Genomic DNA, 15973 nt, shown 5'->3' with positions numbered 1-15973 from the left:
ACCTTCGCCGGGAACCTGCTACCTTGAGGCGCACTACTCGACGGGAGCGCATCCTCGTTGCACGACGTTTCCCGTAGCTCTTACCCTCCAGATGTGTCCGAATGGTCCTCGGCCAACGAACCAGGAACCGTAACTATAAGAGCTTTACATCCTTAAGCTTAACGTAACTCGCCCCGCCACGCAATGTTTTTCTCGCCCGGGGCCCGGGGGGCGGTCCGGGGTGCAACTGGCGGCGCCGAAATGGCTTGTGACACGCGGCCGACTGCGGGACAATGAGCGCCGATGAGCCAGGCCGACTCGACCCGCCTGACGTTTCTCCTGCGGCTCCGCGACCGTGCGGACAAGCTCACCTGGCAGCAGTTCCATGATCGCTACGGGCAATTGCTCTACCGCTACGCCCGCAGCCGTGGCGCCCGCCATGACGACGCCGAGGACATCGTCCAGGAAGTCGAGATGTACCTGTTCAAGGCCATTGGCGATTTCGAGTACGACGCGCGCAAGGGTCGCTTCCGCACCTACCTGCGCTCCGCAGTCGTCCACGCCATGGCGCGCCGCGCCATTAAGCGGGCCGGTCAGCCGGCGGCGCTGGATCCGGCGACGTTGGATTACGTGGCTGGCGAACAGGAGGCGAGCGCCGACGCGCGCTGGGAGCGGGAGTGGCAACTGCACCGGCTGCGCTGGGCGATGCGCACCATCGCCAGCGAATTTGAGCCCCTCACGATCAGAGCCTTCGAGCTGCACGTCCTCGCCGGGCAGCCGGTCAGCGACACCGCCGCCGAACTGGGCCTCAGCAAGGCCAGCGTGTACCAGGCGCGCAGCCGGATCCTGAAGCGGCTGCGCGAGCAACTGGCGGCGCTGGATCCTGACGGTGACGTGTAAGCCCCCCGCCAGGGCAGTCATCAGGCACTGAAGCGCAGTTCGCGAACACCCGCCGGGTTCAGCGTACCGTGTCGGTCGGCCAGCCTGACGTAGGTTTCATCGACGGCGCTCGCATCGGTCAGCCCGAGTTGGGCGCGGCGTGCCAGGAGTGCGGCCTGATCGTCGGCCTCCAGCTCGACGAACCAGCCCAGCAACGGCAGCTCGTCGATCGTCGCAACGCAGTCGGGCCAGTGCCAGGTTTCGCGCCGTTTTTCGTACATGATTACCGGCGCAAAGCCCAGCCGCGCGAACACCGCCAGCAGCGTCGCCTCGTCCGCCGCCGCGGTCTCCAGCTCTTCGCGGGCCTTGATCCCGCGCTGCGCCAGCGCCGCGTCCCGCGGACCCTTGAACGTCAGCGTCACCTGCGCCGGCCCCGGCGGCGTCACCGGCCGCGCACTGCGAATCCGCAGCCCGCAACCGGCATTCAGCAGGCGGCGCTCGGGCGTGTCGAGAATGTGGTTGACCTCGTGCGCCAGTGCGTCCCGCACAGCGCCCGCCGCCACGAGGCGCTGCCGCAGCCCCGTCGCATCGTCGAGCCGGTGTTTAACTTCGATCTCGCGTGACATACCTGATGCTCAATGCGTGGTGCGCTCGGCATCCTACCCCGCGCGCCACGGGCTCACCAGCGCTGCCAACTGCTGGGCCGCTGCGAATCCCGCCCGGGGCGCACTTGCGGCCGGCGATGTTCTCGGCAGAATGCTCGCACGTCGAGAACCCACGCGAGGCCCCGCATGCGTCTCCCACCCACGTCTACGTCCCCAGGCCGCACCCGCGGCGCGGGATTCCACGCCCTTTGGCTGGTGAGCGTGCTGACCGCGCTGGCCGCCGTCCAGGAACCGGGCGAGTGCCCGCCGGCCGCCTGGCCGCAATGGCGCGGGCCACTGGCGACCGGCGTCGCGCCCCACGCGGACCCGCCGGTCGAATGGAGCGCGACGCGCAACGTGCGCTGGCGTGTGCTCCTGCCGGGGCGCGGGCATGCGACGCCGATCATCTGGGGCGAGCGGATCTACGTGCAGACGGCCGTGCCCGCCGATGTGTCGCCGGATTCGCGTCCCGCGGCGAGCACGAGCCCGACCACCGTGGAGAGCACGGGGCGCACGTACAAGTTCACGCTGCTGGCACTGGACCGGCAGACGGGCCAGACGGTCTGGGCGCAGACCCTGTGCGAAGGTGGGCTGCATGAGCGCGGCCACAACGACGCCAGTCCCGCCTCGAACTCGCCCCTGACGGATGGCGAGTGCCTCATCGCGTACTTCGGCTCGCGCGGCCTCTATGGGCTTGACCTGGACGGCAAGCTGCTCTGGTCGCAAGACCTCGGCGACATGGAGACGCGCCGCGGGTTTGGCGAAGGCAGCTCGCCGGCGCTGCATGGCGACTTGGTCGTCGTCAACTGGGACCACGAGGGCGATTCATTCATTGTTGCGCTGGACAAGCGTACGGGCGCGGAGCGCTGGCGCGTACCGCGCGACGAGCCGACCTCCTGGTCCACACCGCACATCGTTACGGCCGGTGGCCAGGTCCAGGTCATTGTCAGCGCCACGCGAAAGATTCGCAGCTATGACCTGCAGACGGGCCGCATGCTGTGGGAATGCGGCGGTATGACGCAGAACGTGATTCCCACCCCGGTAAGCGATCGCGACCTCATCTACTGCACCAGCGGCTTTCGCGGCAGTGCGTTGCTGGCGATTCGCTATGCGGTCGCGCAGGGCGACATCGCCGGCTCGGCCGCCGTGGCGTGGACATACGAGGGAAAGGGCACGCCGTACGTGCCGTCGCCGCTGCTGTATGAGGGTCGGCTGTATTTCTTGCAGGAGAACCGTGCCGCGCTTTCGTGCGTGGATGCCCGCACCGGCCGCGCGGAGTACAGCAAGCAGCGGCTGGAGGGGTTGCGCGATGTGTACGCGTCGCCGGTGGCCGCGGATGGCCGCGTGTACATCGCGGGGCGGGATGGCAAAGTCGCAGTGATCCAGGCGGGACCCGAGCTGCGCGTGCTGGCGGTCAACGAGCTGGCGGACAGCTTCACCGCGTCGCCCGCGATCGTGGGACGCGCGCTGTACCTGCGCGGCGCTGAGCACCTGTACTGCATCGCGGAGCCGGAGCCGAAATAACCGCCGCGTGCCTTACGGCGCGATGAACACCCAGCGGGCGGCGTCGGCGTAGACCCGCTGGTTCCACGACGGGTGCGGCTTGCCGCTGACGGTCACTTCGGACACGTTCACCGAGCCGGTCTCCGCGGCCTGGCCGGCGTTGAACCGGTATTGCCCGAGCGAGACCCACGTGTTCGCGTTGGCGCCCTCCACGCCCTCCGGAATCTGGTCGACCAGCAGCACGGTCTGGCCGTCCGCGTGCCGGATCGTGTATTGCGCGTCGTAGCAGTTCGCCCCCGTGCCCCACGTCACGAAGACCTCGTAGATGCCCGGCACGACGATCGCCGGCACGAAACTCGCGTTGTCCGTCCCGGTGTTCGGCAACACATACGTGATGTAGCGGCTGCCCGAGCCCGACAGCTCCGGCACTTGGCTCTTGGCGGTGCTGTTGTGCCACGTGCCGCTCTCGACGTACGCGGGCGGCGGCAGCACGGCGCCACTGGCATCGCGGACCTCGAGCATCACGTCGGTCGCGGTGAGCAGCGCGTCACGCCGCCGCAGCCGGGCAAAATCCGCCAGATCGACGTCGCCGTCCTCGTCGAAGTCGAGCGCTGCCGTGCAATCCGCCGGCGCCGCGATGTCCGGCCCCGGCATGCACGTCGTCCAGCCGGCCAGGTCGTCGCCTTCCACGTCGCCGTCGTGGTCCACGTCGCCCGCCCAGAACGCCAGCTCGTCCGCGCCGATCTCGACACTGCCGCCCTGGACGCGCGGCTGATGATCGCAGTCGAGCGCGGCGCCGGCCTCGACGTAGCCCGGATTGCCGGCGTTGACGCACGGCGAATTGCGCCGGATGTGGTAATCGCCCGTCGCCGGCGCGACGAAGCCCGGATCGGTATCGATGTTGCCCGTGCCGGCGTTGCCGCCCTGCACGGCGCAGTAGCGCACCGTGGCGACGCCGGACTGCTGGCTGCCGCCATTAGCCCACAGGATCGTGTTGAACAGCGAGCCCGCGCCGCCGGAGACGTAGACGCCGCCTGTGCCGGCGCCGGACGTGTTCTCAACGATGGTGCAGCCGGTGACGACGAGCACGCCGCCGCTGGCTGCGATCGCGCCGCCTGCGCCGCTGGCGTGATTGCCCGCCAGCAGGCTGTTCTGCACGAGCGTCGTGGCGCTCAGTGACAGGATGCCGCCGCCGGTGGTGCTGCTGTTGTCGCGGAAATCACAATTGCCCGCCGTGGCAGTGCCAACGCCCGCATCGCCGACGTTCACCAGTCCGCCACCGGAATTGCCGAAAATGCGGTTCGGTGTGGCGTCGGCCGCGCCGCGCATAGCGAGCGTGCTGCCACCGATGTGGTCGGCGCGCAGGCCTTCCAGCGTGTTGAAGCTGACGCGCAGTCCGCCGGCGATGTCCCAGGCGGTATACGCGCTTTGCAGTGCCAGTCCGCGGGTCGCGCTGTGCGTAACCACGACGTTGCGCGCGGTGACTGACTGACGGCACGAGTCATCGTTGCCCCAGGCCGACGTGCGCTGCAACACGGCCGCGCCGTAGTTCGCGTCGGTGCCGCCGAAGCGCGTCGCGGCGGTGCGCGCGTCCAATTCCGGATTGGTGGGCACGTTGCCGGGCAGGCTGCCGGCGATGGTCACGTTTTCCAGGGTCAATGTCCAGGCGCAGGCTTCGCCGGACGGGTTCTGCTCGTCGATGACCATGCCGTATGCACCAGTCGCGTAACCCGCGGAAACGAACTGGGGCACAACGACCAGGTCGCGCAGCGTGTAGTGATGCTGGATGGGCACATCGAGATACAGCGCACACGCCCGCGCCCACTCGGCCGCGGCCCCCGGCGTCACCGCGAGCGTGACGGGCACGCCGTCGCCGTCGGCATCGCCGTTGATCGTGAGATCATCCCGGACGTTCAGTTCGAGACAGCCGGTCTCGGTGAGCGTGTTGCAGGTGATATCGATGGCGTCCGGGGCTTCGGATTCGTGGGCACGCAGCCACGCGAGCGCGCTGCGCACCGAGGCGAAGCGGCCGGGCTGGCCGCCGACGCCGTCCACCTCCGTGCGGTTGTCGAGCACGAACTTCGTCGCGTCGCCGCGGAACACGTGGGCTCCGTCCGTCGGCGTGGCGGTGAAGTCATCCCACACCACCGTGCCGGCCGTGCCGGCGTTGAACAGGAATGTATCCGGGCCGATGGGTACCCAGGTGTTGAGCAGGGCCGCGGCATTCTGGTCCCAGGTGAACCGCGGCGAACCCAGCAGGTCGTTGACCGTGACGCCGACGCCCTGCACGTTCGGGCTGCTCTCGTTGCACGTGACGTACACGCGATACCAGCCGGTCTCGGGCAGGCTGGGTCGGAACGTGCACGTCTCATTGCGCGCCGCGGTCACCCAGTGATAGCGGCAGTCGCCCGGCCGGCAGCCCAGCGCGGAGCTGTCGAACTCGGAGCTGCCGGTCATGCCGACGTCGGTGTAGTACGGCGCCCCATTGTCCGTCTCGACGATGTGCTCGGTGACATCGACATTCTCAAGCAGGCCCGTCCGGCGAATGCCCTTGGTGATGTCCGCGTCACTGTAGGCGGTGCGCCAGCGGTGCACGATGCCGTAGTCGGTCCCGCGGGCTTCGTACACCTCATGCTCACCCCAGCCGTCCCCCGCGAGATAGATGTACGTGTGGCCGCTCTGGTTGTTGTTGTAACGGAACACGATCGCGTCGCCGTAGAGCAGGCTGCCGCGATCCACCTCGGTCCAGTACGGCCCCGGGGTGACGATGAACTCAGAAGTCGAGTAGCCGTGAAAGTCGACGCGGTAGGGCGTCCACTTTGTCAGCGACCACGCCTTGCTGACGAAGCCCGAGCAGTCGGCGCCACCGTAGCTGCGATCGAGCGGATCCCAGTTGCCGCCGCCCCAGACGTAGGGCGAGCCGATGCCCGTGGCGGCGTAGTTCAGAATCTCCGCGCGGGTCTTGTCGGGAATCTGGGCCTGGGTCGCGGCTGTGGCAAGCAGGATCAGCGCAGCGACGGTGCAGCGTGTGGCCTTCATAACGCGGCCCTCGCGGCGGCGGTCGTCGGCAGGGTCCAGCGCACGAAGCGCACCTCGTCTTCGGTCGTTTGCATCTGGATGATCTCGCCCGCGCGCGAGACGGCCAGCTTGCGGTAGTGGTCGGTAACGTAGGCGTCGGACAGACAGAGCGTGCCGGCGAGACGGCCGTCGGAGTCGATCACCGCCAGGACGATGTCGGACTTCCACGCATCGCGGGCGGCGTCACGTGGCGTGGTCACCGCGACGTAGAGGTGGCCGCGCTCGTCAGACTCGATTCCCACAATGGCGTTGACCGGGCGCGCGAACTGCAGCGACAGCGGCTCCGCGCCCGCCGCGCATGCCGTGCGGATCGCCACACCATGCGTCCCGGCCTTCGCGGCCTGGATCGGTGCACCGCGAGCAGCCAACGGCCGCCCTGGCAGCGTGTCCAGCACACGGGCGGGCGCACCGCCGGCAATGCCGACTTCGTACACGCGGCTGTGGCGCTCCTCAACATACACGTGCTCGCCCACAGCCAGGACCGCCGACGGCAGGTGCAGCGTGTCGGGCAGATCGGCCTGTGCGATCCGTTTGCCGTCGGGAGAAAAGATGCGCAGCTCGCGCCGGACGAAGGCATCGAGCACAATGATGCGGCCGCGCTCATCGACGGTCAGGAAATCCGCGGTCTTCGTGCCGATCGGCACGACAGTGCGGAATCCGCCGTCCCAGCCGAAAAGTTGCACGCGGGCATTGACGGGGTCGAGGACATATAGGCCGTCGTCCGTCAGGGCGAAATCCATGGGCCCGGGCCGCGACGCCTCGTCGGTCTTCCCGAACTGCCCGGGTGCGGTGCCCCAGGTCCCGCGGACCAGGACTTCGACCGCGGCGGTCGTTGTACCTGGCACATCGGGTACCGCGATGGTCTGGGCGCAGAGCGGCGGCGCCAGCCACAATGCGACAGAAGTCCCCCACGCCAGCCGCAGCCAGTGCGGCCTGAACGCATGGTGCTGCATTTGCTCATCCTCGTGGCCGGCGCGGCCCGCGAATACTCACGGGCGTGCGGCACGCCAGCACCTCCGATCGTACCAGAGGCACGATGCCAAACCAAAATGAATGTCCCGGCCGGTCGCCGAGCGAGGGCATCTCAGCCCCGGCACTGCCACGCCAAGTCCCGCCCAACGCCGCGAGCCGGTCGCGGGACGTGACCCGCGCCGGCTCGCTGAGCGAACGGGGCTGAAGTAAGGAGGAGACTTGGTTCGGTGCCACCGTGTCTCGACCCTCGCCCGGCCCCTCCCTGCCAGGCAGGGGCGGCGGACTACCCGCGACGGCGGAGATGGAGCAGCGCACCCGCCAGCACCAGGGCCAGCGAAGCCGGCTCGGGAACCGCGAACGTGCCGCCGATCTGGTCGTTGCCACAGCTCGCGGCCGCGTGCAGGCCGAGGTCGAACGTGCCCGCGGTGGACAGGTCGTCCAGGCCAATCGTCCAGGTCTGGAGGTACCACGTCCGGTTCTGGTCAACCACCGAAGTCTGCGTCAGGCCGGCGTCGCCGAGATCCGTGCCGCCGGCGGCGTAGGTGCGGAGATCCAGGCCGTTGGGGGCGATGCCGCTGTGATACGCGCCGGTGCCGCCGGTGAGGGCGATGTCGCTGTCGCTGGCCAGGCGGACGAGGTGGCCTTCGAGGCTGCTGTTCATGTTGTTGCCGACGTGGAATTCCTGCGCGGCGCCGTAATAGCCGCCGTTGAGGGACAACGGGTTGCCGGCGGTGTCGCGACCCCAGGTGTTCAGCAGTGCGAAGTGCTCCACGCCGTTGCCGCTGGTGACGTCGACGAACAGGTCGCCCTGGCCGTACCAGCTCTTCCAGCCGCTGTGGTAGTAGCCGGCCTGTGGATTGAGTGCGGTGGCCAGCTGGAACACGATGTTGTGGCCGTCGATCTTGATGCCGAGCACGCCCTGGTCGAACTGGGCGCCGATGCTGCCGCCGGGGCTGGGGACCTGGCCGATGCCGTTGGGATAGGTGACGCGGTCCGGCCCAAGCACGGCCAGGCTGGTGCCGGTCGTCGCGCCACTGAGCGGCTGGTTGATTTTGGTGTCGGAATAGTAGGACGACTGCAGGCCGGAGACGCCGATCTCGGAAACCGTCTCGAAGCCAAGGAACGCCTGGAACAGGTCCGCCCGGGCGATCGGGGCCGCCACTACCAGCACCACCAAAATCGTCAGCAGATTCGTACGCATGCCAAGCTCCTTTCCCAACGCCATCCGGCGTCCAATCGGCGAGGTCCGTTTTCCGGCAAGGTCTTTGTGACCAGGGGGTGGGTCAGACCTGGTCAGCAATCGGCGAGGCAGGGGAGCATAGGCCCCGGTCCCGCGCGATTTCCACCGGTTTTCGCGAAGATTCTGGTAGCCGGCGGCGTTCTCGGACGGTGACGGGCGGTGTCCGAGAGTACGACCGCGGCTATGGCCCGCAGGGGGTCTTGGCACGGCCGATAGCGGCGCGGCGGCCACGGTCTTCGATAATCTACACGCGACGACGCCGGCGGCGATGGGCACAAGACTCTACCAGTGCCGTGTCGAACGGCTGAGTCTGTCGAGTCGGACGTGGGCAATGTGGGCGGGCGTACTCGTGATGGGACCGCCCGCGCGGTGGGGCCCGGCCGTATGGCGGCGGACGTGCAACGCGTTTGTGTGAGCGAAGACCGGCCGGTTGCGCTGGCGCGGCTATGCGCCGGATCGAGCTGGCGGGCCAGCCGGTCCGCGCCGCCCCGGGGCGCGGCGGATCAGCTTTTGGTTTCGGGCGCCTCGCGGAGAACTTCCTTGATGGCGGAGCGGTTGAAGCGGATCTTGGCGTTGGTGGCCTCGTCGACCTTCACGACCACCTCGTTGTCGCGGACATCGACGACGGTGCCGAGGATGCCGCCGATCGTCTGCACGCGGTCGTTCTTCTTCAGGCTGGCGAGCATCTGCTCGTAGCGCTGGCGCTCCTTCGTGCGGCCGCGCGACATGAACCACCACAGGATGATCAACCCGAGGATGACCGGGATGAATGGGCCGCGCAGGAAATCGCCCGGGCCAGGGGCGACGGGCTGCGACGTGGGAGCGGTCTGCGCGAGCAGGGTGATGAGAGCGATCATTCGTCTTCCTTTGTCTCGACCTCGGCGCCGACTGGGCCGGCCTCGAACGCACGTCGCCACGCGGCGAATGTCCCGGCCACCAGCGCGGCGCGCATCTGCCGCATCAGCGCCTGGTAGAAGGCGATATTATGGAGCGAAACCAGCGTCGCTCCAAGCACTTCCCCCGACAAGAGCAGGTGGCGCAGATAGCCGCGCGCGAAATGCCGGCACGTGTAACAGTCGCACGCCGGATCGAGCGGCTCGGCCGACAGCTTGTGACAGGCGTTGCGCAGCCGGCGGGCGCCGAGGCTCGTGAACGCATAGCCCTTCCGCCCGTTGCGGGTTGGCAGCACGCAGTCGAACTGGTCGATCCCCGCGGCGACGGCGGCGACAAGGTCGCGCGGCGTGCCGACGCCCATCAGGTAGCGCGGCCGATCCGCGGGCAATTCGTGGGCGAAGGCGTCCAGGAAGGCATGCATATCCGCGGGTGGCTCGCCGACCGAGAGCCCGCCGAGCGCGTAGCCGTCGAAGCCGATCGCGACCAGCTCCGCCAGGCAGGCCCGCCGGACGTCCAGCTCCAACCCGCCCTGCACGATGCCGTAGAGTGCCTGGTCGGGCCGCTGGTGCGCTGCCCGGCAGCGCCGTGCCCAGGCGATGGTCCGTTCGATGGCGGCCCGCAGCGCGCCTGGCTTGGCCGGCAATGGCGGGCATTCATCGAGTGCCATGATGATGTCGGCGCCAAGCTGGTTCTGGATGGCGATGGCTGACTCCGGCGTGAGGCGCACAAGCTGGCCGTCGATGTGGGAACGGAATGTCACGCCGTCGTTGTCGAGTTGCCGCAACTCGGAGAGCGAGAACACCTGGTAGCCGCCGCTGTCGGTCAGGATGGCCCCGGACCAGCCCATCAGCCGCTGCAGGCCGCCCAGCGCCGCAACGATCTCCGCACCGGGGCGCAGCATCAGGTGGTACGTGTTGGCGAGCAGCACCTGGGAGCCGGTTTCGGCGAGTTGCGCCGGCGTCAGCCCCTTTACCGCCGCACGCGTCCCAACCGGCATGAACGCGGGTGTATCGATGTCGCCATGCGGCGTATGGATCACGCCGCGCCGGGCGGGGCCGCAGGTGTGCTGGACGGTGAACGCGAAGCCGCTGGCCACCGGCGGGTCAGCTCGTCTTCTTAGGGGCGAGCTGCAGGCCGTGTTCGGAGAGGCGCGACTTGATCTCGTTGAGCGAGGTTACGCCGAAGTTCCGCGTGGCCAGCAGGTCGGACTCGGAGTACTGGACGAGGTCGGCGAGAGTCTGGACGTTGAGGCGCTGGAGACAGCGGCGCGCGCGGACGGAGAGCTCGAGTTCGCTGACGGACTTGGAGAGGATGGCTTCCTGGCCGGGCGGCAGCGCCGGGGCCTTGGGCACCGCGATCTCCTCGACCACGGCCAGTTCGAGCTCGTCCGGGCTCTGCCCCAGGCGCAGGCCCTTCTTGGTGAGCAGGGCCTTGATCTCATTGAGCGAGGTTTCGCCGAAGTTCTTGTACGCCAGCAGCTCGGCCTCGGTCAGGCGGATCAGCTCGCCGAGCGTGCGGATGTTCATCTTCTTGAGGCAGTTGCGGGCGCGGACAGAGAGCTCGTATTCGGAGAGCGGCGTGTCCAGGAGGCGCGCGCGGGTATCGCCGTGGTCCTGGCCGGTCTCGTCAATGACCATTTCGAGGCAGCTTTCGACGTCCTTGAGGAACAGGCGGGCGCGGGTATGGTTCGGAAAGGCGCGCAGCACGCGGCGGAGGCACTGGGCGGAGTCTTCGTAGCGGCCGATGTCCTCATAGATCACCGCAGCGTTGAGCAGTGCATTCACATGGGCCCGCGGCTGCAGCGCGAGGCGCTGGTACAGCTCGAGCGCTTCGGCGTCGGCCCCGCACAGGTCATAGAGGCGGGCACAGCGGAACATGGCTTCCGCGTGGTCGGGGTCCAGCGTGAGCGCCTTCTCCAGGTACTCCAGCGCGGCCTCGTGCTCGCCTTGCGTCTCGGTCAACATGCCCTTGGCGTAGTACCAGTCGGCGCGGTCGCGGCCGTCCTGATCGTGTTTCTGGATGAGCCGGGCCGCCGCGGCGTGGTCGCCCGCGTGGATATGCACGACCGCGCAGCGCATGTCGACTTCCAGGGGGTCCCAGCCGTGCCTGCCGGCCTGGCGGAGTTCCTCCAGGGCGGCGTCATGGCGGCCCAGCGCGCTGGCGGCCTGGGCGGCGAAGTAGTGTCGCTCCTTGCTGGCCGGCGCTTTGGCGAACCATTCAAAAGCGTCACGGAAGCGCCCCAGGATCAGCAGGCCCAATGCCAGCTTGAGGGGGTCGCCCTGGCCGCGCTCGACGCGCTCGCAGTACTCCTGGACCAGGGTACCGAAGCGTTCCTGGGCAGCGCCCGAAGCATGGCTGGCATCGCCATACCGCTGGAAGGTCTCGACGTTGACCGCAGCCTCGAAGAAGCTGGACAGTTCCATAGCATCGGTCGTCATCAGCACGTGGCTCCACCTCGCAGGCCGGAACTCCGGGCAGTTTTCGGCAATCCCGCTATAATACGCGACGACTTGCGGAAGGCAAGGGCCCCCGGGCGCCTCCGGCTGCCGGTCGAGCCGGGCGCTTGCGGGCCGCCCGGACCGGGCCGCCGCAAGCGCGCGGCGTGACCGGGATTGTCGAGGCACCACCTTGCCGGACGCTGATTGCGCCTTCCTGCGACTTCTCGCCGAACGCGTGCTGGTCTTCGATGGGGCGATGGGCACCAGCATCCATGCGCTCGAGCTGCCGCTGAGCGACTACCGCGGCTTGGAGAACTGCTCCGAGGTCCTGAACGAAACGTGCCCGGACGTCATCGAGCGGATCCACCGCGATTTCCTCGACGTCGGCTGCGATGCGGTCGAGACCAACACGTTCGGGGCCAACCGCGTCGTGCTGGGTGAATTCGGCCTGGCGGAGCGCACCTACGACCTGAATCTGATGGCGGCCCAAATTGCCCGGCGGGCCTGTGCGGCCTATGCCACTCCCCAGCGGCCGCGGTTCGTGGTGGGTTCGATCGGGCCCGGGACGAAGTTGATCTCGTTGCGCCAGATCGGCTATGACGAGCTGCTGGCGAGCTACCTGGAGCAGATGCGCGGGCTGCTGGACGGCGGGGTCGACGTACTGCTGATCGAAACCTGCCAGGACATACTCCAGGCCAAGACGGCGATCCAGGCGGCGCGGCAGGCGTTCGAGCAGTGTGGCCGGCGCGTGCCGCTCATGTGCCAGGTCACGATGGAGACGACCGGCACGATGCTGATGGGGACGGAGATCGCGGCCGCCGTGGTTGCACTGGAGGCCTTTCCCGAGGTGGACGTGATCGGGCTGAACTGCGCGACCGGTCCGCAGGAGATGAGCGAGCACGTGCGGCACCTGGCCCGGCACTGCACGCGGCACATCAGCGTGCTGCCGAACGCGGGCCTGCCGCAGGTGGTGGACGGTCGGCCGCATTTCCCGCTGACGCCCGCGGAGCTGGCGCGCTGGCTGCGTGAGTTCATAACGGTAGACGGGGTGAACGTCGTCGGTGGATGCTGCGGGACCACGCCGGCCCATCTGCGGGCCGTCGTCGATGCGGTCGGGGGCTTGCAGCCGGCGCGGCGTCAAATCGTGCATGAGCCTGCGGTCAGCAGCCTGTATGCGGCGGTGCCGCTGCGGCAGGACACGAGCTTTCTGATCGTCGGCGAGCGCTGCAACAGCAACGGCTCGCGGCAGTTCAAGCGACTGTTGCTCGAGGGCGACATCGAGGGCCTGGTCGAGGTGGCCAACGAGCAGCTCCGCGAAGGCGCGCACGTCCTCGACGTCTGTGTCGATTGCGTCGGGCGCGACGGCGTCCCCGACATGCACAAGGTGATCGACCGGTTCGGCAGCGACATCAACGCCCCGCTGATGCTCGACAGCACGGAGCCGGCGGTGATCGAGGCCGGGCTCAAGCTTGCCGGCGGCAAGTGCATCGTGAACTCCGTCAACCTGGAGGACGGCGAGGCGAAACTGGCGCGCATTTGCCACCTGCTGCGCCAGTACGGCGCCGGCGTGGTGGCCCTGACGATCGACGAGGACCCGCGCGAGGCCATGGCCAAGACGGCTGAGCGGAAGCTCGCCATCGCCACCCGCCTGCACGACCTGCTGACGCGCAAGTACGGCATCGCCGAAGAGAACATCTTCTTCGACTGCCTGACGTTTCCGATCACGACCGGCAACGTCGAGGATCGCCGGCTGGCGCTGGAGACGCTGGACGGCGTGCAGCGCGTCATGGAGCGTTTCCCGGGCTGCCAGTCGCTGCTGGGTGTCAGCAACGTCAGCTTCGGCATGCAGCCGGCCGCGCGGGTCGTGCTGAACTCGGCCTTTCTGTACGAAGCGTGTCAGCGCGGCCTGACGGCGGCGATCGTGCACGCCGGCAAGATCCTGCCGCGCAACCAGATCAGTGACGAGCGCTGGCAGGCGGCCCTGGACCTGATTCACGATCGGCGGACGAACGGCGATCCGCTCGAGCAGTACATCGGCCTGTTCGCGGCCGGGGAGCAGCTTGAGGACAAGGTCCGCATCGCGGAGTTGCCGGTCGAGGAGCGGCTGAAGCGGCGGATCATTGATGGCGCCCGGGTGGGGCTGGAGGCGGACCTGGACGAGGCGCTGACGAAGTACCAGCCGCTGTTCATCATCAACGAGTTCCTGCTGGAAGGCATGCGGGTGGTGGGCGAGCTGTTCGGCTCCGGGCAGATGCAGTTGCCGTTCGTGCTGAAGTCGGCCGAGACGATGAAGGCCGCGGTGGCGTACCTCGAGCCGCACATGGCGCGGACCGAAGGCCAGTCGCGCGGCAAGCTGGTGCTGGCAACGGTGCGCGGCGACGTGCATGACATCGGCAAGAACCTGGTTGACATCATCCTGACCAACAACGGCTACACGGTGTACAACCTGGGCATCAAGCAGCCGATCAACAACATCATCAACGCCTGGCGCGAGCACGAGGCCGACGCGATTGGCCTGAGCGGGCTGCTGGTCAAGTCGACGCTGGTGATGCGCGCGGACCTCGAGGTGCTCAACGAGCAGGGGATCACGGTCCCGGTGATCCTGGGCGGCGCGGCGCTGACGCGCAAGTACGTGGAGGGCGAGTTGCGGCAGGTCTACCGCGGCCCGCTGCACTACGCCAAGGACGCGTTCGAGGGCCTGAATCTCATGGCCCAATTGAAGGCGGCGCAGCAGAGCGCGGCGTCCCGGGCCGCCGCCGCGACCACCGAACCGGTCGTTGAGGCGCCGACGCCGGACCGGCTGCGGCGCATTGCCGAGCAGCGTTATGGCCTGAAGCCGCTGGACGACGAGGCGGCGGAGCGGGCGCTGGCGGCTGAGGCGGCGCTCGCGGACGAGGAGGCGGCGCTGGCGGTGGAGCAGCGCGGCTTGGAGCCGGTGCGGCCGCCGGCCCGCTCCGACATCGGCCATCACACGCCGGTGCCGCGCCCGCCGTTCTGGGGCGCGCGGGTGCTGGAGAAGATCGAGCTGCAGGCGCCGTTGGCGTACATCAATGAAACGATGTTGTTCCAGGTGCAGTGGGGCTTTCGCAAGAAGCGCCGCGCGCCAGAGGAGTGGCAGCGCTACGTGCAGAGCGAGATCCGCCCCCTGTACCGACAGCTTGTCGAACGCTGTCAGCGTGAAGAGATCCTGAAACCGCAGGCGATCTATGGCTACTGGCCCTGCAATTCCGACGGCGACGACTTGATCATCTTCGAGCCGCCCAGCGGAACGATCGACCGGCCCGAGCACCACCGCGGCGAACTGGTCCGCTTCCGGTTCCCGCGCCAGCGCAAACACCCGTACTGGTGCCTGGCGGATTTCTGGCGACCCGCCAGCGCCGGGGTGGTGGACGTGGCGGCGTTTTCGCTCGTCACCGCCGGCCGCCGGGTGAGCGAGGTGGCGCGGCAGTGGTTCGAGCAGAACCAATACCAGCAGTACCTGTTCCTGCACGGCCTGGGCGTAGAGCTGGCCGAAGCGCTGGCGGAGTATGTTCACAAGCAGGTGCGCGTCGAGCTGGGCATCGCCGGCGGCGACGCGCGCGAGCTGGGCAGGCTGTTCCAGCAGGGCTACCAGGGCAGCCGTTACAGCTTCGGCTACCCTGCGTGTCCGAATCTCGAGGACCAGGTGCCGCTGATGAAGCTGTTGCAGCCGGAGCGGATCGGTGTGCGGCTCGGCGAGGAGTACCAGCTCGAGCCCGAGCAATCGACCAGCGCGTTGATCGCGTATCATCCGGCGGCGCGGTATTTCAACGTGCGGTAGGTGGCGCCCCGCGGCCTGGGGGCAGGAGTTTGCGTGATTGGTCGCATCCGCGAGCTCGTGCAGATCGTAACGTGGCCGTGGCTCGCGCCCCTGTCGGCCCGGCTTGCCGCGGCGCGTGAGCGGTTGGGCCGCGCACCGCGCCGGCTGCTGGTGCTGAGCGGGGTGGTGGCCGTGCTGCTGGTCACGGCGACGCTCGTTTCGGCCTGGTCGGGTTACGAGGACGCCGCGCCCGACGACGTCTTCGTGGGGTTTTACTGCCCGGCGTGTCAATCCGCATTTCAGTTGAGTGACCGCGAGTTCGAGCGGGTTCTTGACCGGCGTGAATTCACGCACGCCGGCGCGCAACACGCGATGCACATTGTGTGCCGGCGCTGCGGGAAGATGACGGCGGTGCGCGGCGACGGTCCGCCGGCGTCGGCACCGGCGGCTGCGCCGCAGCCGCGCTGAAAAAAGTGTGTGCGTTTTGGGGGCCGCGTGTGCTATCATTCAAGGCTGCGAGCGGCGTCCGACCGGGACGCGGCTGATGGAGGCCCCGGTCGGCTGAGAG

11 protein-coding genes are annotated in these 15973 nt (G+C 68.3%); 4 read left to right on the top strand and 7 right to left on the bottom strand.

Annotated elements, in window-relative coordinates; all coding sequences use genetic code 11:
• The first annotated feature begins 282 nt into the window (after positions 1 to 282).
• Positions 283 to 879, top strand: coding sequence for a sigma-70 family RNA polymerase sigma factor (locus KA383_07940; protein MBP7746050.1), 597 nt, complete (start codon positions 283 to 285; stop codon positions 877 to 879).
• Between the two features lie 20 nt (positions 880 to 899).
• On the opposite strand, the gene KA383_07935 is transcribed toward KA383_07940, so the two are convergent.
• Positions 900 to 1484 carry a class IV adenylate cyclase gene (locus KA383_07935; GenBank protein MBP7746049.1) on the bottom strand — a complete coding sequence of 195 codons (585 nt, stop codon included), beginning with the start codon at positions 1482 to 1484 and terminating at the stop codon, positions 900 to 902.
• Between the two features lie 240 nt (positions 1485 to 1724).
• Here KA383_07935 and KA383_07930 point away from each other — a divergent pair, with 240 nt between their 5' ends.
• Entirely contained in the window at positions 1725 to 3026 is a 1302-nt protein-coding gene (locus KA383_07930) for a PQQ-like beta-propeller repeat protein (GenBank protein ID MBP7746048.1), read from the top strand.
• Between the two features lie 12 nt (positions 3027 to 3038).
• On the opposite strand, the gene KA383_07925 is transcribed toward KA383_07930, so the two are convergent.
• From KA383_07925 to KA383_07900, 6 genes are all read right to left on the bottom strand, one after another.
• Positions 3039 to 6044 (bottom strand): C40 family peptidase, encoded by a 3006-nt coding sequence (locus KA383_07925; GenBank protein MBP7746047.1) that lies wholly within the window; start codon positions 6042 to 6044, stop codon positions 3039 to 3041.
• Entirely contained in the window at positions 6041 to 7036 is a 996-nt protein-coding gene (locus KA383_07920; protein ID MBP7746046.1) for a hypothetical protein, read from the bottom strand. The genes KA383_07925 and KA383_07920 overlap by 4 nt, the downstream gene beginning before the upstream one ends.
• Before the next feature lie 302 nt (positions 7037 to 7338).
• Positions 7339 to 8256, bottom strand: a complete 918-nt coding sequence (locus KA383_07915) for a PEP-CTERM sorting domain-containing protein (protein MBP7746045.1) — start codon at positions 8254 to 8256, stop codon at positions 7339 to 7341.
• A gap of 542 nt (positions 8257 to 8798) precedes the next feature.
• Positions 8799 to 9152 (bottom strand): preprotein translocase subunit YajC, encoded by a 354-nt coding sequence (gene yajC, locus KA383_07910; GenBank protein MBP7746044.1) that lies wholly within the window; start codon positions 9150 to 9152, stop codon positions 8799 to 8801.
• Entirely contained in the window at positions 9149 to 10285 is a 1137-nt protein-coding gene (gene tgt / locus KA383_07905; protein ID MBP7746043.1) for a tRNA guanosine(34) transglycosylase Tgt, read from the bottom strand. Before tgt ends, yajC begins: the two co-directional genes overlap by 4 nt.
• Before the next feature lie 7 nt (positions 10286 to 10292).
• A complete protein-coding gene (locus KA383_07900) occupies positions 10293 to 11627 on the bottom strand; it encodes a tetratricopeptide repeat protein (protein ID MBP7746042.1) in 1335 nt (444 codons plus the stop codon).
• 256 nt (positions 11628 to 11883) lie between these two features.
• On the opposite strand from KA383_07900, the gene metH reads away from it, so the two are divergent.
• Positions 11884 to 15426, top strand: a complete 3543-nt coding sequence (metH, locus tag KA383_07895) for a methionine synthase (protein ID MBP7746041.1) — start codon at positions 11884 to 11886, stop codon at positions 15424 to 15426.
• Between the two features lie 33 nt (positions 15427 to 15459).
• A complete protein-coding gene (locus tag KA383_07890) occupies positions 15460 to 15873 on the top strand; it encodes a hypothetical protein (protein MBP7746040.1) in 414 nt (137 codons plus the stop codon).
• Positions 15874 to 15973: the final 100 nt, after the last annotated feature.

Source organism: Phycisphaerae bacterium (assembly GCA_017999985.1).
GTDB lineage: Bacteria > Planctomycetota > Phycisphaerae > UBA1845 > Fen-1342 > JAGNKU01.
This window is presented reverse-complemented; position numbering and strand designations above follow the sequence as displayed.

Coding starts and splice junctions, on each gene's coding strand:
- metH (MBP7746041.1), top strand. CDS start 11,884: ATGGGCACCAGCATCCATGCGCTCGAGCTGCCGCTGAGCGACTACCGC.
- KA383_07925 (MBP7746047.1), bottom strand. CDS start 6,044: ATGAAGGCCACACGCTGCACCGTCGCTGCGCTGATCCTGCTTGCCACA.
- KA383_07900 (MBP7746042.1), bottom strand. CDS start 11,627: ATGACGACCGATGCTATGGAACTGTCCAGCTTCTTCGAGGCTGCGGTC.
- KA383_07920 (MBP7746046.1), bottom strand. CDS start 7,036: ATGCAGCACCATGCGTTCAGGCCGCACTGGCTGCGGCTGGCGTGGGGG.
- yajC (MBP7746044.1), bottom strand. CDS start 9,152: ATGATCGCTCTCATCACCCTGCTCGCGCAGACCGCTCCCACGTCGCAG.
- KA383_07940 (MBP7746050.1), top strand. CDS start 283: ATGAGCCAGGCCGACTCGACCCGCCTGACGTTTCTCCTGCGGCTCCGC.
- KA383_07935 (MBP7746049.1), bottom strand. CDS start 1,484: ATGTCACGCGAGATCGAAGTTAAACACCGGCTCGACGATGCGACGGGG.
- KA383_07915 (MBP7746045.1), bottom strand. CDS start 8,256: ATGCGTACGAATCTGCTGACGATTTTGGTGGTGCTGGTAGTGGCGGCC.